The organism is Pseudomonas cichorii (assembly GCF_003700275.1).
Classification (GTDB): Bacteria; Pseudomonadota; Gammaproteobacteria; order Pseudomonadales; family Pseudomonadaceae; genus Aquipseudomonas; species Aquipseudomonas cichorii_B.
Genome location: NZ_RBRE01000091.1, coordinates 1 through 22955 on the forward strand (window position 1 = coordinate 1; position 22955 = coordinate 22955).

A 22955-nucleotide genomic window follows, 5' to 3' on the forward strand; every position below is an offset into this window, starting at 1 on the left:
CGGGCGCTCATGGCAGGCAGGCGTTGGCTATGCTGCAAGTGTCCCGATCACGCCAGCAAGAGCTTATGGACGATCAAACCGATGACTCGTCAAAAGAGCCGGGCAAGCCGCCGACTTTCTGGCAAATGCTGCACAGCATCATGGCTGCAGCCTTTGGCGTGCAAAGCAACAGGAATCGCCAGCGCGATTTCACTCATGGCAAACCCATCCACTTCCTGCTGCTCGGTCTGTTATTTACCGGACTCTTCGCCCTGACGCTGTTTGGCATCGTGCAACTGGTGCTTTATTTCGCCTCAGGCTGAAGCTGCGGCAGCATGTTTTTCAGGGCGAACGGCGAGTCACCATCGAGCGGCTCACGCCGCAAAACCTGCGGATCAAGGTGGTAACGTTCGAGTTTCGCCGCCTCCAGAAAACGTCGGGCGTCATGGCGCTCGACCAGTTCCAGAACCCGCACGCTACGCTCGCCGATCCGCTTGCGGGTCCGGGCATCGGCAGTATCGTAGTCATGCAACAGAAGCATGGCCCAGCCGCCAATGGTGAAATGCCCGGTCGCCAACACACTCAAGCGGCCATTCAACTGCGCCTGCAGCGACACCGCGGTGCCGTTGATGGCACTGAACAGAATGTCCTTGCCGGGTTCTCCACCTCGCTCGCGCAATGCATCCATGGCACCGAAAGCCATTTGCTCATTCGCGGCCCAGATCAGGCGGATATTCGGGTAGCGCTTGAGCAGCACCCGCGCCTGCTCCTGCGCCCGGTCGCGGCGCCAGCCACCCAGTACGATCTGGCGCAGGTGAACCTGGGGAAACTCGGCAAGCGCCCGGCGCATGCCCTGCTCACGTGCCAGGGAAACCGGCGTCGAGTTGGTGCCGGAAAACGCCAGCATCTCGACCGGACGGCCATCGTCCACGCCGGGATACAGGCTGATCAGGCGCTTTGCAGTCAGATAGCCGCCCTCCTCGTCATTACCGACCAGGCTGCCGATGAAGTACGGATAGCGAATGGAGAGGTCACCGAGGATCCGCACCTGATCCTCGGTCAGGGTATTGTTGACGGCCAGCAGCCGGACGCCACTGCCTTCGGACAGGCGCAGCACCTCGGGGGCCACATTCAACTCGTTGGAAAACACCAGATAGTCAGGACGCGGTGCGTCGCCCTTCAGCGCTTCTCGCGCCATATCCAGCAACTTTCGGGTATCGCGATCGGTGTACAACACCTTGAGCGACATCCCGGTCGCATCGGCAGCCGTCTGCATGACACGGGCGTAGCTGTGCCAATAGCCATCGGAAGCAAAACCCGGGCTGAGAAAGACCACTGAAGCAGCCAGCAGCGGACCACTCCATATACAGCAGAGCAGCATCAGACAGCGGACAATCAAACCATTCATATTCACAGAGCCTTGAAAACAGCCAAGCGCTTACCGCTCCATGAATGGCTATCGGCTGCTCTCCCCGATTACTGGAGTGCAGCCGCACAATCCGACCCTTGCAGTGCCGGATTATTGGCTATTGGCCGCTAACCCAGAAAACAGCAGCGCCTACTGCCAGAAGAATAAGGAAGGAAATGGCCCAGGCGTCCACTTTGCTATCGGACCTGGTGGTTTTCGGGTGCTTGCTCATCGCATCGCCTCTTGTCGGTTTTGTAGGTGATTGCATATGAAAAATTACCGCGCGCCCCTCATCGGACATCGGTGAGAAATCAGTAAAGTCCAGACTTGACCACACTTCAAGCATGGACTTGCCTGGACCGGCGTTTGCTTATCGCTTTTAACGATTTGCATATATATAAACATCACTTTTACCGATATCCGCAAACTGGTATCTTCGCCGCGCTCCGTTGGGAGTGCGCGACCGTGCGCGCAGAATTGTTTAGATGGGGTAAGGCTTCGCAGGCGAAGACAGAAACTGTGCCAGCGCAGTCATGTTTGACGCAGCAGCCTTGCTTCATTACGAAGCCTGAGAACAGGACCTATATGTACGTATACGACGAGTACGATCAGCGGATCATCGAGGACCGCGTCAAGCAGTTCCGTGACCAGACCCGACGCTATCTGGCCGGGGAACTGAGCGAAGAAGAGTTTCGACCGTTGCGCCTGCAAAACGGCCTTTATGTCCAGCGTTTCGCGCCGATGCTGCGGGTTGCCGTGCCTTACGGCCAACTGACCTCGCGCCAGGTGCGCATGATGGCCAAGATTGCCCGCGACTACGACAAAGGCTATGCGCACATCAGCACCCGCCAGAACGTGCAGTTCAACTGGCCAGCGCTGGAAGACGTGCCGGACATCCTCGCCGAACTGGCCACCGTGCAGATGCACGCGATCCAGACCAGCGGCAACTGCCTGCGCAACGTCACCACCGATCAGTTCGCCGGTGTTGCCGCCGACGAACTGGTGGACCCGCGCCCATGGTGTGAAATCGTTCGCCAGTGGACCACTTTCCACCCGGAATTCGCCTACTTGCCACGCAAGTTCAAGATCGCGATCAATGGTTCGAGCAGCGACCGCGCCGCCATTGAAGTGCACGATATCGGCCTGGAGCCGGTACGCAACGCTGCCGGTGAGCTGGGCTTCCGTGTTCTGGTCGGTGGCGGCCTGGGCCGCACGCCGGTGGTTGGCGCCTTCATCAACGAGTTCCTGCCATGGCAGGACCTGTTGAGCTACCTGGACGCGATCCTGCGGGTCTACAACCGCTACGGCCGTCGCGACAACAAGTACAAGGCCCGGATCAAGATTCTGGTCAAGGCCCTGACGCCTGCCGTCTTCGCCGAAAAGGTCGATGCAGAAATGACTCACCTGCGCGGCGGCCAGACCACTCTGACCGAAGCCGAAGTGCAGCGCGTCTCGAAGCACTTCGTCGATCCGGAGTACAAGGCCCTCAGCGACCAGCACGCCGAACTGGCTGCCCTGGATGCGCAACACCCCGGCTTCGCCCGCTGGCGCACCCGCAATGTCCTGGCCCATAAAAAGCCTGGCTACATTGCCGTGACCCTGTCGCTCAAGCCGACCGGCGTTGCTCCAGGCGACCTGACCGACAAGCAACTGGATGCCGTTGCCGATCTGGCCGACCGCTACAGCTTCGGCCAGTTGCGCACTTCCCACGAGCAGAACATCATCCTCGCCGACGTCGAACAGTCCGAGCTGTTCACGCTGTGGAACGAGCTGCGCGAAAACGGTTTCGCCACGCCGAACATCGGCCTGCTGACCGACATCATCTGCTGCCCGGGCGGCGACTTCTGCTCGCTGGCCAACGCCAAGTCGATCCCGATTGCCGAATCCATCCAGCGTCGTTTCGATGACCTGGACTACCTGTTCGACATTGGCGAACTGGACCTGAACATTTCCGGCTGCATGAACGCATGCGGCCACCACCACGTCGGCCATATCGGCATTCTGGGCGTGGACAAGAAAGGTGAAGAGTTCTATCAGGTTTCCCTCGGCGGCAGCGCCAGCCGTGATGCAAGTCTGGGCAAGATCCTCGGCCCGTCCTTCGCACAGGACGCAATGCCGGACGTGATCGGCAAGCTGATCGACGTCTACGTCGAGAAACGCACCGAAGACGAGCGCTTCATCGACACTTACCAGCGTATTGGCATTGACCCTTTCAAGGAGCGCGTCTATGCAGCGAATAATTAAGAACAACGAAGTCATCGACGAAACCTGGCACCTGCTGCCCAAGGAAACGACCTTCGACAGCCTGTCCAACTGCGACGACCTGATCGTGCCACTGGCCTTGTGGCGTGAGCACGCGCATGCGCTCAAGGCGCGTGATGGCGGTCTGGGTGTTTGGCTGGACAGCGATGAAGAAGCCGAGGAAATCGGTGCCGACGTCGATCAGTTTCAGGTCATTGCCCTGAACTTCCCGGCCTTCACCGATGGCCGCAGCTATTCCAATGCCCGCCTGCTGCGGGATCGCTATGGCTACAAGGGCGAACTGAGGGCGATTGGCGATGTGTTGCGCGATCAGTTGTTCTACCTGCGCCGTTGCGGCTTCGATGCTTTCGCCGTACGCGCCGACAAGGATCCCTACGACGCCCTCGAAGGCCTCAAGGACTTCTCGGTGACCTATCAGGCAGCAACCGATGAGCCGTTGCCGCTGTTCCGTCGTCGCTGACGGATAGCTGCCTGCAACGAAAAAGCCCGGCCCTCTTTGTGAGGGCCGGGCTTTTTAATGCCTATTGAATTGCGTAAATCACCAGAAGCGCTGCTGGGTCAGGCGACTCCACCAGCCGGTAACCAGGCGATCCACCGACGAGGTAGCCGCCAGCCCGACACGTTCCTGCAGGCTTTTGCGCTGGGCATAATGCAGGTGGAACACCTCGGCATTTCTGGCCCGTTCCGCCAGGTACTGGTCGCTGGTCTGCAGTTCGTCGATCAATTGTTTTTCAAGGGCTGCCATGCCCAGCCAGACTTCACCGGTCGCCACTTCATCGATGGACAACTGCGGACGGTAGCTGGCGACGAAATTCTTGAACAGCTCATGAGTGATGTCCAGATCCTCCTGGAACTTCTCGCGGCCCTTCTCGGTGTTTTCGCCAAACACGGTCAGGGTGCGCTTGTATTCACCAGCGGTCAGTACTTCAAAATCGATGTCATGCTTTTTCAGCAAGCGGTTGACGTTGGGCAACTGCGCCACGACGCCAATCGAACCGAGAATCGCGAACGGCGCACTGATGATCTTGTTGCCGATGCAGGCCATCATATAGCCGCCGCTGGCCGCCACCTTGTCGATGCAGATGGTCAGCGGAATACCTGCCTGACGGATACGCGCCAGTTGCGACGAAGCCAGGCCATAGCTGTGTACCATGCCGCCGCCACTTTCCAGGCGCAGGACCACTTCGTCCTTTTCAGTCGCCATGGTCAGCAATGCAGTGATTTCATGACGCATGCTTTCAGTCGCCGAAGCCTTGATGTCGCCATCGAAATCCAGCACATAAACCCGTGGTTTCGGCTCGGGATCGACCTGCTTCTTCTCTTTCTTCAGGGCCTTGCCCTGCTCCTTGCGCAAGGCCTTGAGGCGATCCTTGTCGAGCAGCGCCTGTTCCAGGTGCTCGCGCAGGCCTTTATAGAATTCGTTGAGTTTGGTGACCTGAAGCTGTCCTGCCGTCCGGCGACGACCTTTTCCACGTGCTGACGCGATAGCCACCAGCACGACGACGATGGCAATGACCAGCGTAACCGTCTTGGCCAGAAAACTTGCGTAATCGGCAACAAAATCCACAGATGTTCCTCACTTGCGTTGCGCCCTTTCCAGTCAAGGGCTGCGATGGCTCAAGCATACCGAGGCGCCTTGCCGTGCACCAGCGGCACACCTGATCAGTCTATGTTGCAAAACATTAAAACGACGATTTCAAACGAGCGTATGTTTTTTCGTTGACAGGCCCCGGCCATCCCCCCTAACCTCGCCAGACTTTCAACGTACCGAGACGACACGGACGTGGGCAGCATTTATCTGATACGACATGGCCAGGCTTCATTCGGTGCAGACGATTACGACGTCCTGTCGCCTGTCGGTATTCGTCAGGCCCAGGTAATTGGCGAGCACCTGGCGCAACTTGGCCTGGAATTCGACCGCTGCCTGTCCGGCAGCCTGCGGCGTCAGCAAGATACCGCGCAGCATGCGCTGGCAAAGATGACCGAGGCCGGTGTTGGCGTCCCTGAGTTGCAGATCGACAGCGCCTTCAATGAATTCGACGCCGAAGGCATCGTCCGGGCCCTGATACCGGCCATGCTGGTCGATGAACCCGAAGCCCTGAATGTGCTGCGCAACGTTGCCCACAACCATGCCGAGTTCCAGCGCCTGTTCGCGCAGATCATCAGCCGCTGGCTGGGTGGCGAACACGACATGCCGGGCATGCAGAGCTGGCTGGAGTTTGTCGCCGGCGTGCAGGCGGGCCTGAACAGAATCATCGAAACCGCAGGCAGACATGAGCGCATCGCCGTGTTTACCTCCGGCGGCACCATCACCGCACTGCTGCATCTGGTCACCGGAATCCCTGCCAGGCAGGCCTTCGAGCTTAACTGGCATATCGTCAATACCTCGCTGAACCAGCTGGCATTCAGTGGCAGCAAGGTAACCCTGGCTTCCTTCAACAGTTACACCCACCTGCAACTGCTGAAGGCGCCGGAGCTCATCACTTACCGTTGAGCCCGGCCAATCGCGCCCTTAACGGCGCCAGAACCAACCATAAAAGGATAAGACCATGACCTCAGTAGCCGACGCCGTCCAAACCATGAAAGCCAAGTTCAACCCAAGCGCTGCTTCGGGCCTGGATCTGGTTTTCGGCTTCAACATCACTGACGAAGACAAGCAATACGCGCTGATCGTCAAGGACAGCACCTGCGAGCTGCAGGAAGGTGAAAACCCTGACGCCAACGTGACACTGGTCATGGACAGCGAAACCCTCAAAGGCATCGTCAGCGGCGAAACCGACGGCATGCAGGCTTTCATGGGTGGCAAGCTGCGCCTTGAAGGCGACATGATGCTGGCCATGAAACTGAGCGATCTGTTCCCGGCTTGAGCCAGGGACTGCACTCAATGCGCTGTACGAGAAACCGAAGCTCAAGGGCTTCGGTTTTTTTTCGCCTGTAATCAAACCGGTTGATCGACCAGCAACACGCTAGCCTATAAGGCTGCTGCAGTGTTGTTCGCCCGGGCCGCGCCTATTAGATTACTCAATGATCCTGCAAGACCATAATAAGCAGAAGGGATAAGTATGGCGTTAACCGATCAGTCCACAGCTATTCGTCCCGGTGAAGAGCTGGATGCACAGCTTATCGATCCTTACCTCAAAGCCCGGATTCCCGGCCTCAGCGGTGCGCCGCAGATCAGCCAGTTCCCGGGAGGCGCGTCGAATCTCACTTACCTGATCCGTTACCCCGAACAGGAGTTCGTCCTGCGTCGCCCGCCATTCGGGCACAAGGCCAGGTCGGCCCACGACATGGGCCGCGAATACCGCATTCTCAACGGCCTCAAGGATGCGTTTCCCTACTGCCCCAAGGCTTATGCGCACTGCACCGATGAAAGCCTGATCGGCTCCGATTTCTATGTCATGGAACGGGTCAAGGGCATCATCCTGCGCTCGGACCTGCCGCCTGAATTGAATCTGGATGCCGGGCAGACCGAAGCGCTGTGCAAGAACTTCATCGACAGGCTGGTGGAATTGCATCGGGTTGACTATCAGGCCTGTGGCCTCGCCGATCTGGGCAAGCCTCAGGGCTATGTCGAACGGCAGATCCTCGGCTGGAGCGAGCGCTATGAAAAAGCCATGACTCCCGACGCGCCCGCCTGGGAAAAGGTCAAGCGCTGGCTACAGGAAAAGATGCCGGCCGACCACCCGCAACCGGCCATCGTGCACAACGATTACCGCTTCGATAACGTGATTCTCGATCCTGAAAACCCGATGCACATCATTGGCGTGCTGGACTGGGAACTGACCACGCTGGGCGACCCTCTGATGGACCTGGGCAACACCCTGGCCTACTGGATACAGGCTGACGACCCGCTGCCGATCCAGTCGATGCGCCGCCAGCCCAGCCACGCACCCGGCATGCTGACGCGCCAGCAATTCGTCGACTATTACGCCGAACGTTCGGGCATTCGCATCGATAACTTCGATTTCTATTACACCTACGGTCTGTTCCGCCTGGCCGGCATCGTGCAACAGATCTACTACCGGTTCTTCCATGGCCAGACCCGCGACAAGCGCTTTGCACAGTTCATTCAGATGAACGCGCTACTGGAGCAGATGAGCCTGCAAGTAATCGAAAAATCCAGCCTTTGAGTGCAGTGACCCAAGGAAACCCACATGTCCAGAACCCAGTTATTCGATCTTGACGGCAAGATCGCCTTTGTTTCCGGCGCCAGCCGCGGTATCGGCGAAGCCATCGCCAGACTGCTGGCCGGACAAGGCGCGCATGTCATCGTCTCCAGCCGCAAGCTTGAAGGCTGCCAGCACGTTGCCGATGCAATCATTGCCGAAGGTGGAAAGGCCACAGCGATTGCCTGCCATATCGGTGAAATGGAACAGATCCGTAGTGCCTTCGAGCAGATTCGCCAGCAGTTCGGACGCCTGGACATTCTGGTCAACAACGCCGCCACCAACCCGCAGTTCTGCAATGTGCTGGATACCGACCTCAGCGCCTTTCAAAAGACTGTGGACGTGAATATTCGCGGCTATTTCTTCATGTCGGTGGAAGCCGGCAAGCTGATGCGCGAGAACGGCGGCGGCAGCATTATCAATGTCGCCTCGATCAATGGCGTTTCCCCCGGCGAATTCCAGGGCATCTATTCGGTGACCAAGGCCGCGGTCATCAACATGACCAAAGTGTTTGCCAAGGAATGCGCAGCATTCGGCATTCGCTGCAATGCGCTGCTGCCCGGCCTGACCGATACCAAGTTCGCCTCGGCACTGGTCAAGAACGACGCCATCCTCAACATGGCGCTGGCGCAGATCCCCCTCAAGCGCGTGGCCGCCCCCGATGAAATGGCCGGCGCAGTGCTGTACCTGGCCAGCGAAGCATCGAGCTACACCACTGGCGTGGCGTTGAATGTCGATGGCGGGTTCCTGTCCTGATTTGCCGGTCGCGGGCCAGCGCACTCAGGCTGCGCTGGCCCGGTCCCACACGGGTATGTGCTCAGGCAGTTCCCGGCGCAACAAGAGAATTAAATTTCCATAAATTTAATTTGTAGAATATATTTTCCGAAAACAATAATCCTTCACGGAGACTGTCATGCGGAAAACCCCTCTCGCTGCGCCACTGGGTATTGGTCTGATCGGCACCGGCTTCATGGGCCGTGCCCATGCCCTGGCGTTTCGCAATGTCAGCGCGGCCTTTGAGCTACCTGTCCCTATCCATCTGGCGGCCCTTGCCGATGCAGACAGTGCCCGTGCCGAGCAGTGTGCGCAGGCGTGGGGCTTCGATCACAGCCATGGCGACTGGCAGCAACTGATCGATGATCCCCAGGTACAGATTGTGGCAATCACCACGCCCAACCATTTGCACTTCCCGATGGCCATGGCCGCCATCGCCGCGGGCAAGACGGTTTACTGTGAAAAGCCGCTGGCTGTCAGCCTTGCCCAGGCCGACGAGATGCGTCGCAGCGCCCAGGCTGCCGGGGTGGTGACGCAAGTGGGTTACAACTATCAGCACAACCCGATGATCGGCCTCGCAAAAGAGATGATCGAAACCGGGGAACTGGGAGAAATCATCAGCTTCCAGGGCGAGTTCAGCGAGGATTTCATGGGTGACCCAAACTCGCCATGGTCCTGGCGCTGTGAAGCCGAGCATGCCGGTGGTGCGCTGGCTGACCTTGGCAGTCACTTGCTGGCCATGGCCCGCTACCTGCTGGGGGATATCGAGGCGGTATGCGCCGATTCCAATACCGTGCACCGCCAGCGCCCGGCCACTCATGGCAGCAGCGAACAGCGCCCGATTGCAGTGGACGACCAGACCCACGCCCTGCTGCGCTTTGCCAGCGGCGCACGCGGCACCTTCAGCAGCAGTTGGCTCAAACATGGCTACAAGAATCACCTGAGCTTTGAAATCAGCGGCACCAAAGGCACGCTGGCCTTCGATCAGGAGCGCCTGAACGAACTGCGCCTCTATCGGCCGGGCGCCCCCGGTCGCGATGGCTTCCAGCGCATACTCGCCGGACCGTCCCAGCCGGGCTATGCCGCTTTTTGCCCAGCGCCCGGCCATCAACTGGGCTACAACGAACTCAAGGCACTGGAAGTGCATTCGCTGATCCAGGCCGTCTGCGGTCTTGGCAGCCGCGGCCCGGACTTTACAGAGGCCTGGCAGATCGAACGTCTGGCCGCCGCGATTCGTCTGGCGGCACGCGAACAGCGCTGGGTCGCGCTGGGTGAAATCTGAGAAAACCTCTTCGACCATTGTCTACACCGGCCATACATGGGGGTAGAATGCGCGACCTTCGGGGCAGCCATTCTGCCCCTCTGTCCGATAAGCCGTGCCGACTATGCCTTTTGAACTCAGTGTCGACCTCACCACCCTCGCTGTTCTGATCGTCGTGGCTTTCATTGCCGGATTCATCGATGCCATTGCCGGAGGCGGCGGGCTGCTGACCACCCCTGCCCTGATGACTGCCGGGCTGCCGCCACACCTGGTGCTGGGCACCAACAAGCTCAGTTCGACCTTTGGCTCGGCCACGGCCAGCTTTACCTACTATCGGCGCAAACTCTTTCATCCCCGCCAGTGGACTCATGCACTGGTCGGCACCGCCGTGGGCGCCTTGATCGGCGCGGTCATCGCCCATTACCTGCCCGCCGAGTGGCTGAACCAGATGCTACCGGTGATTGTCTTTGGCTGCGGCCTGTATCTGTTGTTCGGCGGCACGCCCAAGGCGCCGCTGGACAGCAATGCGCCGATCAAGAAGAAATGGCAGTTGCCGCAAAGCCTGACCCTGGGCTTCTATGACGGCGTGGCAGGACCCGGCACCGGCGCCTTCTGGACCGTCAGCACCTTGCTGATGTATCCGGTGGATCTGGTGAAGGCCAGCGGCGTGGCGCGCAGCATGAACTTCGTCAGTAATGCCGTGGCCTTGTCGGTGTTCATCTTCTCGGGTCAGGTGGATTTCGTGATCGGCCTGAGCATGGGCCTGTCGGTGATGCTCGGTGCCTACTTTGGCGCAGGCACCGCGATCAAGGGCGGTGCCAAGTTCATTCGCCCGGTATTCATAGTCGTGGTCCTTGGCCTGACCGTACGTCTAGCCTGGCAGCACTGGTTCGGGGGCGCCTGAACGGCGCGCCAGATAGGCCTCGATCAGATAGCGCGCAATCGAACGGCTGGCCGGCAAGGGCGGCAGGTCGTCGATGTGAAACCAGCGCGCATCTTCGATTTCATCGGCCTGCGGCACGATTTCACCGCTTTCATATTCGGCATGAAAGCCCAGCATCATCGAATGCGGGAACGGCCAGCACTGGCTGCCCATGTAGGTGATGTTGCGGATACGCACCTGCACCTCCTCCATCACCTCCCGGCGCACGCAATCCTCGGCCGACTCGCCGGGCTCGGCAAAGCCTGCCAGGGTGCTGTAGACACCCGGAACGAACCGCGGTGAACGGGCCAGGAGGATTTCATCGCCGCGAGTGATCAGCACGATCATGCTCGGCGAGATACGCGGATAGAAACGCAGGTTGTCGTGTTCGCAGTACATGGCCCGCTCGCCGGGGATCTGCACGGCAGGACGACCACAGGCGCCACAGAAACGATGCTCGCGAGCCCAGGTGCTGATCTGCGCGGCATAGCCAAGCTTCTGATAGACCGCAAAATCGCCCTGCAACATGAACTGGCGCAAGCCCTGCCAGCTACAGCCTTCAACCTCGACGGCCTTCTCAAGCACCAGCACATACACCGGTTCGCCATCGAAATGACCGATGCCATGCTCGCTTTGCACTGGCAGTTCCAGACGCTTGAGCCATTCGCGCGCAAACATCACGCCATTGCCATCAAGCAGGAAACCCTGGTCGCTGTGGACCACGGCCCAACCGCCAGCAACGTTCGTATCCAGAACTGCGGTGGTCCAACGCGCCGGGCGTGTCATGGAAAAACTCCTCTGGTCACTGACAAGAATCTTCGTCCCTCAATTGTCGAACACAGGCTTCTGTTTGGCCATATGCGCAGCCATGGCCACCTTGAGGTCGCTAGATTGCAGCATGGCAGAGTTCCAGATGGCAACGTGCTCAAGCCCATCGTCGATACGGTGATCGCGCATATAGCCGATCATCTGCTTGGTGCCTTCGATGGCGATCGGCGATTTGCCGGCAATTTCGCGGGCAATGGCAAAGACGCCGTCCAGCAGAGCCGGTGTATCGGCAAAAGTGCGGTTGACCAGACCGATGCGCTGGGCCTCTTCGGCGCCGACGGTGCGTCCGGTATAAGCCAGTTCACGCAGCATGCCATCGCCAATGATCCGTGGCAGGCGCTGCAGGGTGCCGACATCGGCGGCCATGCCCATATCGATTTCACGAATCGAGAATTGCGCGTCGGCTGCGGCATAACGCATGTCGCACGCCGAAACAAGATCGATGGCACCGCCCAGGCAATAGCCGTGAATCGCGGCCAGCACCGGCTTGCGGCAATTGTCCACGGCGGTGAACGAGGCCTGCATCTGCTGGATCTTGCGCCGCAACAACCGCGCATTGCGCCCGACATCCTTGCCCATCTGGCCGGCAATCGACGCCAGCAGCGCCAGATCGATGCCTGAAGAAAAATGCTTGCCCGCCCCGCTCAGGACCACCACGCGAACCTCGTCGTTCGCTTCGATCCATTTAAAGACGTCAATGATTTCGCTCCAGAAGGCGGCATTCATGGCATTGACCTTGTCAGGCCGGTTGATCTGCACATGGGCGACGTGATCGGTCAGTTCGACGAGAAAGGCTTGGTATTCGGACACGGCATCATCCTCAGGCGATTTGTTGTTTTCGAGGGCGGACTATAACAAGCCGCTCATGACTGTCGTAAGGCGGCTGTTGTGCCATTTGCCGGACTCGCACACACTGACAGCTCCTTGTTCTCGATACAAAAAGTATGAACCGCCAGAATCCTCAGAGGTCAAGATCCATTGCCTGTTTCGGAAAAAAGAGGGCAATTCTTGAATAATCCAAAAGCAGCAACCGGTATTGAAGGTCTGGACGACATCCTCTCGGGTGGTCTTTCGCGCAGTCACGTTTTCCTTCTCGAAGGAGAACCGGGGACCGGCAAGACCACTGTTGCGCTGCAATTTCTGCTGGCGGGCGCGGAAGCGGGTGAAGTCGGCCTGTACATCACTCTCTCGGAAACCGAACGAGAGCTACGTGAAGGGGCCCGCTCCCACGGCTGGGAGCTGGACAAGAATATCGAAATCTTTGAGCTGACACCGCCTGAAAGCCTGCTCAATTCCGAGCAGCATCAGAGCCTGCTGTACTCCTCCGACCTTGAGCTGGGGGAAGCCACCCGGCAGATCTTCGAGGTCGTCGAGCGCGTCAAACCATCTCGCGTGGTCATCGACAGCCTGTCGGAAATTCGTCTGCTGGCGCAGAGTTCGTTGCGCTACCGACGCCAGATCCTGGCGATCAAGCATTACTTCGTGCGCTATGACGCCACGGTCGTGTTACTCGACGATCTGACCACCGAGGCGCTGGACAAGACCGTGCACAGCGTGGCCCACGGCGTGATTCGCCTGGAAGAACTGACGCCGAACTACGGTGCAGAACGCCGGCGCATAAAAGTTACCAAGTATCGCGGACAGAAGTATCGCGGCGGTTTCCATGACTTCACCATCATGGAGGATGGCATCCATGTGTTCCCACGGCTGGTCGCGGCCGAACACCGCAACAGTTATGAGCGCACGCAACTGAGCAGTGGCATAAAAGAGCTCAACGACCTGCTCGGCGGCGGTATAGACAGCGGTTCGAGCACACTGATCCTCGGCCCGGCCGGTACCGGCAAGTCGCTGATCTCGATGGTGTTTGCTGCACAGGCCGTGGCCCGTGGCGAACGGGTTGGCCTGTTCATCTTCGACGAAGAGCTGGGGCTGCTGTTCGATCGCCTGAAGAAGATGGATATCGACCTCAAGGCCCTGCAGGCCACCGGCAACCTGTTGATCGAGCAGGTCGATGCCGCCGAGCTGTCGCCCGGCGAGTTCTCCCATCGAGTCCGCCGCAGCGTCGATCAAAAGAAGATCAAGACCGTGGTCATCGACAGCATCAACGGCTATCAGGCTGCGATGCCGGAAGAGAATGCGCTGGTTCTGCACATGCACGAGCTGTTGCTCTATCTCAATCGCCAGGGTGCATCGACCTTCATGACCGTGGCGCAACATGGCCTGGTCGACGACATGAAAACCCCGGTCGACATCACTTATCTGGCGGACACCGTAATACTGTTGCGCTACTTTGAGGCACTGGGCCAGATTCGTCGGGCCATCTCCATCATCAAGAAACGCACCGGCACTCACGAATCGACGATCCGTGAATACCGGATCAGCAGCAATGGCCTGAAAATCGGCAAACCGCTTTCTGCCTTTCAAGGCGTGTTGCGGGGCGTCCCCAGCTACTTTGGCGAAAGCCAGCCACTGCTCAAGGATGACGACGAGTGAGCACCACCAGGCTGCTATCGGAGCGGGCAATCATTCTGGCGCCCAGAGGGCGTGACAGTCAGATTGCCGTCATGATCCTTCAGGAAGCGGGCTATCAGGCTACGGTCGCCCGCGATCTCAATGAACTGGGTCATGAACTGGCAGTCGGGGCAGGACTTGCGATCATTGCCGATGAAGCCTTGCGTGGTGCGGATATCAATCCATTGCTGAGCCTGCTGGCCAACCAGCCGGCCTGGTCCGACCTGCCCGTGGTGCTGCTCACTCACCATGGCGGGCCGGACCAGAATCCGTCGGCGCGGCTCGGCAGCCTGCTGGGCAACGTCACTTTCCTGGAGCGCCCTTTCCACCCGGTGACCCTGGTCAGCCTGGCGTCCACCGCCATACGCGGGCGAAGGCGCCAGTACGAAGCCAGGGCCCGCATGGAGGATCTGGTAGAGGGCGAGAGACGTTTGCAGAATGCCCTCAAGGCCGGCCGCCTGGGCTCCTGGCAACTGGAGGCAGGGTTTCTGGTGCTGACCTGCTCGGCCATCAGCAAATCCCACTATGGCCGCGAAGAACACGAAAGCTTTACCTACGACGACTGGCAGGAAACGGTTTACCCGGACGATCAACCGCGTATGCAATCGGCCTTGCAGCGCAGCCTGGATACCGGCGTCGACTTCATCATCGAATACCGCAATGTCTGGCCCGACGGTTCGATCAACTGGGTCGATGTGCGAGCCCGGGCGATCCGGGCCAAGAATGGCCAGGTCAGCTCACTGGTCGGGGTAACGTCCGACATCAGCGAGCGCAAGCAGGCCGAGGCCCAGTTGCGAAGCCTCAACGAAACCCTTGAGCAGCAGGTCGAAGAACGAACCTCGCAACTGCGCAATAAAGAAGAGATTCTGCGTCAGTCACAAAAGATGGAAGCCGTCGGCCAGTTGACCGGCGGCATCGCTCACGACTTCAACAATATGCTGACCGGCATCATCGGCAGCCTCGAACTGATCAGGCGCCGACTGGCACGCGGCCGCATCGAAGACCTCGACAACCTGATCGACCTGGGCGTGACCTCCGCCAATCGCGCAGCCGCCCTCACCCATCGTCTGCTGGCGTTTTCCAGGCGTCAGTCGCTGGACTCCAAGCCGGTCGACATGAATCAGCTGGTCAGCTCGATGGGTGAACTGATCCAGCGCAGCCTGAATGAAAGCATCGACCTGAAGATGCGCTTCAACGAGCAGCTATGGACCGCTGAAGCCGACCCCAACCAACTGGAGAACGCCCTGCTCAATCTGGTACTCAATGCCCGGGATGCCATGCCCGATGGCGGGGAACTGCAGATCGAAACTTCCAACCAGCGACTGGAAAAATCGTTCACCAACGCCCATGAAAACCTCTTGCCGGGTGACTATGTGGTGCTGAGCGTCAGCGACAATGGCTGCGGCATGCAGGAAGCCGTGGTCAGCCGTGCCTTCGACCCGTTCTTCACCACCAAACCCATCGGCCAGGGCACCGGGCTGGGCCTGTCGATGATTTATGGCTTCAGCAAACAGTCTCACGGCCATGTCGCGATACAGAGCGAGCTGGGCCTTGGCACGACCGTTCAGTTGTTCCTGCCGCGCTTCCAGGGCGATCAGCCGGAAATCGAGCAGAACTACCAAGGCAATACCTTGTGCGCCAGAGCAGGCGAAACCGTGCTGATTGTCGAAGACGATCCGGCCGTACGTGCTCTGGTCAGTGCGGTGCTGGGTGAGCTGGGCTATGCCTTCATCGAGGCGGGCGACGCGCGTGGCGCTGTGCCGATCCTGGAGTCGGAGCAACGCATAGACTTGCTGATCAGCGATGTCGGGCTGCCTGGCATGAACGGTCGGCAACTGGCGGAAATAGCCAGGCAACTCAGGCCAGAACTCAAGGTACTGTTCATTACCGGCTACGCCGAGCATGCAGCGGCACGCTCAGGTTTTCTGGATACCGGCATGCAGATGATCACCAAACCTTTTGCATTCGATCACCTGACGTCCAAGGTGCGGGAGATGATCGAGGCCTGACGACCTGTTCGCAGGGTTCTGGCGAAAAACACTACGTCGCCCGGCTCCGGGGCGCTAGAGGCGGCCTGGATTCAGGCCAGCAGGCTCTGGATCTGCGAGTGCAGGCTTTCCATGGTGAAGGGCTTGGCCAGGATAGGTGCCTTGCGGGTGATCGGGCTGTCGCAGTCGAGAATTTCCGCCGGATAGCCGCTGATGAAGATCACCTTCAGTTCAGGCCGCAGCTTGACCGCAGGTTCGGCAATCATGACCCCGGAGAATCCACCCGGCAGGCGATAGTCGGTGATCATCAGGTCCAGATGGGGCTTGGTCGCCAGAATCTCGAACGCTTGCTCGCCGTTGGTGGCCTGCAAGACCCGATAGCCTTCGCCCGACAGATAGTCGGCCAGCAGCATCAGGATCAGGGGTTCGTCTTCGACGATCAGTACGACGTTTTCTGCATCAGCGCTCATGAAACTGCCTTTATTGTATAAATAGCTGCCAATACGACCACAGCGCGTTGTAGAGGTTGCGCAAATTTATGCAAAACCTTTTGTTGGAGTGCACTTGCCCGCGACGGCTTTATTCCAGCCAATAAACAGGCCATCGGAGCTGTGGGGCGAATTCATTCGCGAAAAAGCCAGCGGATAAATCCACGCCTCATCATAAAGGCAGGCAGATCCTGAACATGGAGCCCTTGCCCTCTTCGCTCTCGACGACAATCCGGCCGCCGTGGGCAAGGATGATCTGTTCGGAGATGAACAATCCAAGGCCCAGGCCGGCCACGGCATGATTGGCCGTCACCCGCTCGAACTGCTGGAAGATGCGTTTGAGGTTCTCTTCGGAAATGCCGATCCCCTGATCGGTCACTTCGACCCGGGCTTCGCCATTTTCGCAATACACCCGCACCACGATCGGCTTGCGGGAGCCGTAGCGCATGGCATTGGTCAGCAGATTGGCCACCACCTGCTCAATGCGGAACTCGTCCCAGACGCCAATCACTGTTTCATCGGCATACAGGCTGACGCTGGAGTCGTTGGCGGCAATCTGGGCGGAAAAGTTTTCCAGCACCTGGCTGACCAGTTCGCTGAGGTCAAACGCACTTGGCCGGATGGATAGCTTGCCGGTGCGGATACGCGACACATCCAGCATGTCCTCGATCAGCCGGATCAGGCTCTGGATCTGCCGCTCATCGCGATCAACCATGCCACGCAGCTTGTCCATGGTGAACGCTGAAGCGTTGTCCTTGGCCAGATGCAACTTGCGCAACTGGGTTTCCAGGATCAGGCCATTGAGCGGTGTACGCACTTCATGGGAAACGATGGACATGAAGTCGTCGCGCATACGGATCGCATGCTCAAGCTCACCCTGAGTCGCCTGCAAACGCTTGAGCAGTGCTTCCTGCTCTTGGCGGCTCTGCTCCAGCGCCTCGACCTGCATTCTCACCGCCTTGCGCTGGCGGTACAGTTCGACGAACACGTTGACCTTGCTCTTGACCGCGTGGATATCCAGCGGTTTGTGCAGAAAGTCCACGGCGCCGCTTTCGTAGCCCTTGAAGGCGTAGTTCAGTTCACGTCCCGCCGCGCTGACAAACACGATGGGGATATGCTTGGTCTTCTCGGTACTGCGCATCATCTCGGCCAGCTCGAAACCGTTCATGCCAGGCATCTGCACATCGAGAATGGCCAGGGCGAATTCGTGCTGCAACAGCAGAGACAAGGCCTCGTCTGCCGACAGAGCCTTGTACACCACTCGGTCATCGCGCTTTATCAGCGCTTCCAGAGCCAACAGGTTTTCCGGCAAATCATCCACTATCAGCAGTTTTGCCTGGATTTCATTTAGCATGCGATTCGTTCCAGCTCGACCAGCAGTTGGCCTATCTCATTCAAAGGCAGAAGGTAGTCCGGCGAATGAAGCGCAAGAGCTGCCTCCGGCATGGTACGCGCCAGGGCCTGGTCCGGATCCTGAATCACGGTAAAACCACCGTATCTGTTTATCTGTGCCAATCCGCGCGCCCCATCGTTGTTGGCACCGGTCAGCAATATTCCCGCCAGGCGGGGGCCAAAGGCATCGGCGGCAGAATCGAACAAGATATCGATGCTGGGCCGCGAATGAAATACGCGATCTTCCTGGCTCAATGACAGGCTGTGATCGTTTTCCACCGACAGGTGATAACCGGCCGGGGCGAAATATAACGTGCCGGGCACAATCGACTCCTTGTCGTCAGCCTCCTTGACCGGTATGGGCAAGCGATTCTGGAACACATGCGCCAACTGGCTGCGACGTTCCTCGGGCAAATGCAGGACGGTAATGATCGGCAGGCGGAAGCCCGCACCGAGCATGCCGAAGATTTTCAACAACGCTTCCACACCGCCCGCCGAAGCGCCGACGACAATGGCATCCACTGCCGGCAGACTGAAATCGGCCGAACCTGCACTTAACGTTGTTCTCATGTTTTTCGGTAGATCCTTTCCGGCTTCACCAATGTCTCGAAAGAATTGCTGTACGCGGAAAAATCCAGAGTCTCCTTGCTGCCCAGTGCCAGGAATCCGCGATGGCACAATGACTCATGGAACAGCCCGAAGGTTCGATTCTGCAGTTTCTTGTTGAAGTAGATCAGTACATTGCGGCATGAAATGAATTGCGTCTCGGAGAACACGCTGTCGGTTGCCAGACTGTGGTCGGCAAAGGTGACATTCTCACGCAGGGTCTTGTCGAAGATCGCGTAATCATAGGCCGACGTGTAGTAGTCCGTGAACTCGCGCTGACCACCGGCCTTGCGGTAGTTGTCCGCATAGGCGCGCACGTTTTCCATGGAGAAGATCCCTTGCTTGGCCTTTTCCAGCGAGCTGGGATTGATGTCCGTGGCATAAATGATGGTGCGCTCCAGCAAGCCCTCTTCGCGCAGCAGGATGGCCATCGAATAGACCTCCTCGCCCGTGCTGCAACCGGCAATCCAGACCTTGATCGACGGATAGGTCCTGAGCAATGGCACCACTTCCTGGCGAATCGCCAGGAAGTGCGAGGGGTCGCGAAACATCTCGCTGACCGGAATGGTCAGCAATTGCAGCAACTGCATGAATGCCACCGGGTCGTGCAGCACCCGTTCCTGCAGAGCAGAGATAGTGTTGCAGTCGAACTGACGCAGCGCATGATGAACCCGGCGCTTGATCGAAGCGCCGGAGTAATCCCGAAAGTCGTAGCTGTACTTCAGGTAAATCGCCTCGATCAGCAGCCGCAGCTCGATGTCAGCGTTTCGCTCAAGAACCATGTAGAAACCTGAAAGAGTAAATCACTTGGGCCATTGCCACTCAGATACGTTCCATCTTCGGCAGCCAGACCCGAATCAACGAGAACAGCCGGTCAAGGTCGATGGGCTTGGCCAGATAGTCGTTGGAGCCCGCCTGCAGACAGCGCTCCTGATCGTCCTTCATCGCCTTGGCGGTCACCGCAATGATCGGTAGCTTGCGCCAGCGCGGATCCTTGCGGATCTCGATCGTCGCTTCGTAGCCGTCCATCTCCGGCATCATCACATCCATCAACACCAGATCGATGTCTTCGACCTCGTTGAGTCTGGCAATCGCCTCAAGACCGTTACGGGCGATCTCGACCACTGCGCCCTTGTGCTCCAGGGCACTGGTCAGGGCAAAGATATTGCGCACATCGTCATCGACCACCAGGATCTTGCGCGCCTCGAAGACCTTGTCACGGCTGCGCGCAGTCTTGAGCATTTTCTGCCGCTCGTTGGATAGCTGCGACTCGATCTTGTGCAGGAACAGGGTCACTTCATCGAGCAGACGCTCCGGCGAACGCGCGCCCTTGATGATGATCGAGCGCGAATACTTCATCAGTTCGGCTTCTTCGTCACGGGTCATGTTGCGCCCCGTGTAGACGATCACCGGCGGGAACGCCCGGATGTCTTCCGTGGACATGAGCTTGAGCAGCTCGTTACCCAGCATGTCCGGCAGCTTGAGGTCGATGATCATGCAGTCGTAGATATTCTCGCGCAGCAGATCCAGCGCCTCCTGAGCGAAGCCCACTGCGGTGATCTCGATATCGTCGTCGCCGATCAGGCGGGCAATGCTGTCGCGCTGCAAGGCATCGTCCTCGACCAGCAGGATGCGCTTGACCTTCTGGGTCAGCTTGGCCTCCAGGCGGGCGAACACATCCTTGAGCTCTTCGCGGGTCGTCGGCTTGACCGCATAGCCGATGGCACCCATGTGCATGGCGGCTTCCTGACGATCCTCGACGGAAATCACATGCACCGGAATGTGCCGGGTCGGCGCCAGTTCCTTGAGGCGCTGCAGTACGGTAAGGCCCGAATGATCCGGCAGGCGCATGTCCAGCAGGATAGCGTCGGGCGTGTACTCCGCGGCCAGATTGAAGCCTTCATCGGCGGCGTGGGCAACCAGACAGTCATAACCCAGCTCGTGGGCCAGATCGAACAGAATCTGCGCAAACTGCACTTCATCCTCGATGACCAGAATGCAGCGCCGGCTGAAAGGTGCCTTGTGACGGTCGTCGGCAAAGGTCGGCTGCGGCACTACCGGCAAGGGCTCGGCAACCGGCTGGCTTGCCATCGGCAGTGTGGTGACCGGCGAAGAGACGATTGTCGAGTGCTCGGCGGCGCTTTCTTCACCTTGTTGTTCGACGTATTGCTCAGGCAGTACCAGAGAGAAAATACTGCCCTGGCCCGGCGCACTGGTGACGCTGATCGCGCCACCCAGCAAGGCGGCCAGATCGCGGGAAATCGACAGCCCCAGGCCGGTGCCGCCATAGCGGCGGTTGGTGGTGCCATCAGCCTGGCGGAAGGCCTCGAAAATGCTCTGCTGATGCTCCTGGGCGATGCCGATCCCGGAATCTCGCACGGTAAATACAATGCCCGCCCCCGGCTGCCGGGAAACGATCATGCTGACGGTGCCGCTCTCGGTAAACTTGATGGCGTTGGACAGCAGGTTCTTGAGAATCTGCTCCAGACGCTGGCGGTCGGTGAACAGCATGGTCGGCGTGCCGGGCTGCACTTCCACGGTGAAATCCAGATGCTTGTCGGCCGCCAGCGGCTGGAACATGCCACGCAAGCCATCCACCAGACGCGACACGCTGCTGTTCTCCGGGCGGACTTCCAGCTTGCCGGCCTCGACCTTGGAGATATCGAGGATGTCGTTGATCAGGTTCAGCAGGTCATTGCCCGCCGAATAGATCGACTCGGCAAACTTGACCTGCTCTTCGGTCAGGTTGTCGGTCGGGTTTTCCGCCAGCAGCTTGGCCAGGATCAGCGAACTGTTTAGCGGCGTACGCAGTTCGTGGGACATGTTGGCCAGGAACTCGGACTTGTACTTGCTGGAGCGCTGCAACTCATCGGCACGCGCCTGCAACTCCACCTGGGCCAGGCTCAGCTCTTCGTTCTTGCTGTCCAGGATATCGCGCTGGTCTTCCAGCGCCTGACTCTGTTCAGCCAGTTGCTCGTTGGTCTGTTCGAGTTCTGCCTGCTGGGTTTCCAGATTCGCCTGGGATTCCTTGAGGATGCGCGACTGCTCTTCGAGTTCTTCGTTGGCGGTGCGCAATTCTTCCTGCTGGACCTGCAACTCTTCGTTGAGTTGCTGGGTTTCGGTGAGCACTTCCTGAAGTCGCTGGCGATAGCGTGCCGCTTCGATGGACGTACCGATATTGGCGGCTACCAGCTCAAGGAATTCGGAATCCTTTTCGGTCAATGGCCTCAGGAAGCCCAGCTCGATCACGCCGTTGACCTGATCGTCATTACTGGTCGGCACAATCACCACGCTGCGCGGCGAGCCCTCGCCCAGGCCGGTGCTGTACTTGAAGTAATCATGGGGCAGATCGTCGAGCGTGACGATACGATTCTGCTGCGCAGCCTGACCGATGACACCCTCGCCACTGTAGATCGACTGTTCCTTCAGCTCATGCTCGCGGGAAAAACCGTAGCTGGCGACACGCTGCAGGCCGCCGTGCTCCTGACGGACATAGACCGCCGCCACCACTGCCCCCAGATAGTGGGCAAAGAACTGCAGGATATGCAGCCCAAGGGTATTGAGCGTCAGTTGGCCCAGGACCTGCTCGGCCAGTTCGCTCTGGCCATTGCGCAGCCAGGCGACCTTCTGCAGGCGCTCGGCATTGTCTTCAAGAAGCTTGAGGTTATCACTGTAAGTATTTGAAAGAGAAAGCAAATCACGCCTTCCGAAATAAGCCAGGATGCCGCTGACCGCCAGCACAAAAATCAGGTACAGCACTACCGAGGCAATGGTGGTGCGGGTGACATCAGCGTTGCGGGTCAGGCGCAACTGTTGCTCCATGGCGACGGCCTGATCGTACTCGCTACGGATCTCATCGGTAATACGCTTGCCGCGCCCGGACTGGGTAGCCGCCAGAAACTCACCGTTCTGGCGGCGCATCTGAATCATTTCCTGAGCGAAACGCCCCCACTCCTCCTGCAGGGTGGACAGGCGACGGAAGCGATCCAGTTGCGTCGGGTTATCGGCAACCAGTTCTTCCAGGGTCTTGAGCTCTGCCTTGAGTACCGGCTTGGCGACTTCATAGGGGTCGAGAAAACTCTCCTGGCCGGTCAGCAGGAAACCACGCATGCCGGTCTCCATATCGATGGAGAGCTTCATCGAGCGATTGGTGCTGTTGATGACCCTGTCGGTGTGTTCGACCCACTGAATGACCGACAGCAGGTAACTGATCAGTGCAGCGAAGAAAATCGCACTGATAACGCCAACACCCAACGGCAGACTGACGTTACGAACCAATAACTTACGAAAGCGCTGCTCATCGACGACAGACGTCCGAATCATGAAAAGTCCCTGGCGATATATCAAAACGGTAGAGTTTGCCGTAATGG

20 protein-coding genes are annotated in these 22955 nt (G+C 58.8%); 11 read left to right on the forward strand and 9 right to left on the reverse strand.

Annotated elements, in window-relative coordinates; translation table 11 throughout:
- Positions 1-65: 65 nt before the first annotated feature.
- On the forward strand, positions 66-302 hold the full coding sequence (locus ALQ04_RS24065) for a DUF2970 domain-containing protein (RefSeq protein ID WP_122318226.1): 237 nt from the start codon (positions 66-68) through the stop codon (positions 300-302).
- On the opposite strand, the gene ALQ04_RS24070 is transcribed toward ALQ04_RS24065, so the two are convergent.
- The gene (locus ALQ04_RS24070; protein ID WP_409077289.1) at positions 284-1387 is read right to left on the reverse strand and encodes an ABC transporter substrate-binding protein; all 1104 of its coding nucleotides are present in this window, start codon (positions 1385-1387) and stop codon (positions 284-286) included. The two genes, ALQ04_RS24065 and ALQ04_RS24070, sit on opposite strands and share 19 nt — an antisense overlap.
- A gap of 585 nt (positions 1388-1972) precedes the next feature.
- Between ALQ04_RS24070 and ALQ04_RS24080 the strand changes: the two genes are divergently transcribed.
- Positions 1973-3631, forward strand: a complete 1659-nt coding sequence (locus ALQ04_RS24080) for a nitrite/sulfite reductase (RefSeq protein ID WP_122318230.1) — start codon at positions 1973-1975, stop codon at positions 3629-3631.
- Positions 3615-4109, forward strand: a complete 495-nt coding sequence (locus ALQ04_RS24085; RefSeq protein WP_122318232.1) for a DUF934 domain-containing protein — start codon at positions 3615-3617, stop codon at positions 4107-4109. The genes ALQ04_RS24080 and ALQ04_RS24085 overlap by 17 nt, the downstream gene beginning before the upstream one ends.
- A 78-nt stretch (positions 4110-4187) precedes the next feature.
- On the opposite strand, the gene sohB is transcribed toward ALQ04_RS24085, so the two are convergent.
- Positions 4188-5216, reverse strand: a complete 1029-nt coding sequence (sohB, locus tag ALQ04_RS24090; protein WP_122318233.1) for a protease SohB — start codon at positions 5214-5216, stop codon at positions 4188-4190.
- 216 nt (positions 5217-5432) lie between these two features.
- Between sohB and ALQ04_RS24095 the strand changes: the two genes are divergently transcribed.
- The 6 genes from ALQ04_RS24095 (at position 5433) to ALQ04_RS24120 (ending at position 10754) form a co-directional block, all read left to right on the forward strand.
- Complete coding sequence (locus ALQ04_RS24095; protein ID WP_122318235.1) at positions 5433-6143, forward strand: histidine phosphatase family protein; 711 nt, start codon at positions 5433-5435, stop codon at positions 6141-6143.
- Between the two features lie 55 nt (positions 6144-6198).
- Positions 6199-6516 carry an SCP2 sterol-binding domain-containing protein gene (locus ALQ04_RS24100; protein WP_122318237.1) on the forward strand — a complete coding sequence of 106 codons (318 nt, stop codon included), beginning with the start codon at positions 6199-6201 and terminating at the stop codon, positions 6514-6516.
- A 195-nt stretch (positions 6517-6711) separates the two neighbouring features.
- Complete coding sequence (locus ALQ04_RS24105; RefSeq protein ID WP_122318238.1) at positions 6712-7779, forward strand: phosphotransferase family protein; 1068 nt, start codon at positions 6712-6714, stop codon at positions 7777-7779.
- Positions 7780-7803: 24 nt separating this feature from the next.
- Positions 7804-8571: an SDR family oxidoreductase gene (locus ALQ04_RS24110; protein WP_122318240.1), complete on the forward strand. Its 768-nt coding sequence runs from the start codon at positions 7804-7806 to the stop codon at positions 8569-8571.
- A 157-nt stretch (positions 8572-8728) separates the two neighbouring features.
- Complete coding sequence (locus ALQ04_RS24115) at positions 8729-9871, forward strand: Gfo/Idh/MocA family protein (RefSeq protein WP_122318242.1); 1143 nt, start codon at positions 8729-8731, stop codon at positions 9869-9871.
- A 103-nt stretch (positions 9872-9974) separates the two neighbouring features.
- Complete coding sequence (locus ALQ04_RS24120) at positions 9975-10754, forward strand: TSUP family transporter (protein ID WP_122318244.1); 780 nt, start codon at positions 9975-9977, stop codon at positions 10752-10754.
- Here ALQ04_RS24120 and nudC read toward each other — a convergent pair.
- Together nudC and ALQ04_RS24130 are read right to left on the reverse strand one after the other, a co-directional pair.
- Positions 10722-11558, reverse strand: a complete 837-nt coding sequence (gene nudC / locus ALQ04_RS24125) for an NAD(+) diphosphatase (RefSeq protein WP_122318246.1) — start codon at positions 11556-11558, stop codon at positions 10722-10724. The genes ALQ04_RS24120 and nudC overlap by 33 nt on opposite strands.
- Positions 11559-11597: 39 nt before the next feature.
- Positions 11598-12410, reverse strand: a complete 813-nt coding sequence (locus ALQ04_RS24130) for a crotonase/enoyl-CoA hydratase family protein (protein WP_122318248.1) — start codon at positions 12408-12410, stop codon at positions 11598-11600.
- A gap of 198 nt (positions 12411-12608) precedes the next feature.
- Here ALQ04_RS24130 and ALQ04_RS24135 point away from each other — a divergent pair, with 198 nt between their 5' ends.
- Both ALQ04_RS24135 and ALQ04_RS24140 read left to right on the forward strand, forming a co-directional pair.
- Entirely contained in the window at positions 12609-14093 is a 1485-nt protein-coding gene (locus ALQ04_RS24135) for an ATPase domain-containing protein (protein ID WP_122318250.1), read from the forward strand.
- Positions 14090-16120: a response regulator gene (locus ALQ04_RS24140; RefSeq protein WP_122318252.1), complete on the forward strand. Its 2031-nt coding sequence runs from the start codon at positions 14090-14092 to the stop codon at positions 16118-16120. Before ALQ04_RS24135 ends, ALQ04_RS24140 begins: the two co-directional genes overlap by 4 nt.
- 71 nt (positions 16121-16191) lie before the next feature.
- Here the strand turns inward: ALQ04_RS24140 and ALQ04_RS24145 are convergent, their stop codons facing one another.
- From ALQ04_RS24145 to ALQ04_RS24165, 5 genes are all read right to left on the reverse strand, one after another.
- Positions 16192-16569, reverse strand: coding sequence for a response regulator (locus tag ALQ04_RS24145; protein WP_122318254.1), 378 nt, complete (start codon positions 16567-16569; stop codon positions 16192-16194).
- 190 nt (positions 16570-16759) lie between these two features.
- Complete coding sequence (locus ALQ04_RS24150) at positions 16760-17941, reverse strand: hybrid sensor histidine kinase/response regulator (RefSeq protein ID WP_122318256.1); 1182 nt, start codon at positions 17939-17941, stop codon at positions 16760-16762.
- A complete protein-coding gene (locus ALQ04_RS24155; protein WP_122318258.1) occupies positions 17935-18549 on the reverse strand; it encodes a chemotaxis protein CheB in 615 nt (204 codons plus the stop codon). Before ALQ04_RS24155 ends, ALQ04_RS24150 begins: the two co-directional genes overlap by 7 nt.
- On the reverse strand, positions 18546-19367 hold the full coding sequence (locus ALQ04_RS24160) for a protein-glutamate O-methyltransferase CheR (protein ID WP_122318259.1): 822 nt from the start codon (positions 19365-19367) through the stop codon (positions 18546-18548). Before ALQ04_RS24160 ends, ALQ04_RS24155 begins: the two co-directional genes overlap by 4 nt.
- A gap of 40 nt (positions 19368-19407) precedes the next feature.
- Positions 19408-22908, reverse strand: coding sequence for a response regulator (locus tag ALQ04_RS24165; protein WP_122318261.1), 3501 nt, complete (start codon positions 22906-22908; stop codon positions 19408-19410).
- Positions 22909-22955: the final 47 nt, after the last annotated feature.

Bases quoted from the DNA above. Each gene is read 5' to 3' on its own strand.
- ALQ04_RS24065 (WP_122318226.1), top strand. From the start codon at position 66: ATGGACGATCAAACCGATGACTCGTCAAAAGAGCCGGGCAAGCCGCCG.
- ALQ04_RS24070 (WP_409077289.1), bottom strand. From the start codon at position 1,387: ATGAATGGTTTGATTGTCCGCTGTCTGATGCTGCTCTGCTGTATATGG.
- ALQ04_RS24080 (WP_122318230.1), top strand. From the start codon at position 1,973: ATGTACGTATACGACGAGTACGATCAGCGGATCATCGAGGACCGCGTC.
- ALQ04_RS24085 (WP_122318232.1), top strand. From the start codon at position 3,615: ATGCAGCGAATAATTAAGAACAACGAAGTCATCGACGAAACCTGGCAC.
- ALQ04_RS24100 (WP_122318237.1), top strand. From the start codon at position 6,199: ATGACCTCAGTAGCCGACGCCGTCCAAACCATGAAAGCCAAGTTCAAC.
- ALQ04_RS24105 (WP_122318238.1), top strand. From the start codon at position 6,712: ATGGCGTTAACCGATCAGTCCACAGCTATTCGTCCCGGTGAAGAGCTG.
- ALQ04_RS24110 (WP_122318240.1), top strand. From the start codon at position 7,804: ATGTCCAGAACCCAGTTATTCGATCTTGACGGCAAGATCGCCTTTGTT.
- ALQ04_RS24115 (WP_122318242.1), top strand. From the start codon at position 8,729: ATGCGGAAAACCCCTCTCGCTGCGCCACTGGGTATTGGTCTGATCGGC.
- ALQ04_RS24120 (WP_122318244.1), top strand. From the start codon at position 9,975: ATGCCTTTTGAACTCAGTGTCGACCTCACCACCCTCGCTGTTCTGATC.
- nudC (WP_122318246.1), bottom strand. From the start codon at position 11,558: ATGACACGCCCGGCGCGTTGGACCACCGCAGTTCTGGATACGAACGTT.
- ALQ04_RS24145 (WP_122318254.1), bottom strand. From the start codon at position 16,569: ATGAGCGCTGATGCAGAAAACGTCGTACTGATCGTCGAAGACGAACCC.
- ALQ04_RS24150 (WP_122318256.1), bottom strand. From the start codon at position 17,941: ATGCTAAATGAAATCCAGGCAAAACTGCTGATAGTGGATGATTTGCCG.
- ALQ04_RS24155 (WP_122318258.1), bottom strand. From the start codon at position 18,549: ATGAGAACAACGTTAAGTGCAGGTTCGGCCGATTTCAGTCTGCCGGCA.
- ALQ04_RS24160 (WP_122318259.1), bottom strand. From the start codon at position 19,367: ATGGTTCTTGAGCGAAACGCTGACATCGAGCTGCGGCTGCTGATCGAG.
- ALQ04_RS24165 (WP_122318261.1), bottom strand. From the start codon at position 22,908: ATGATTCGGACGTCTGTCGTCGATGAGCAGCGCTTTCGTAAGTTATTG.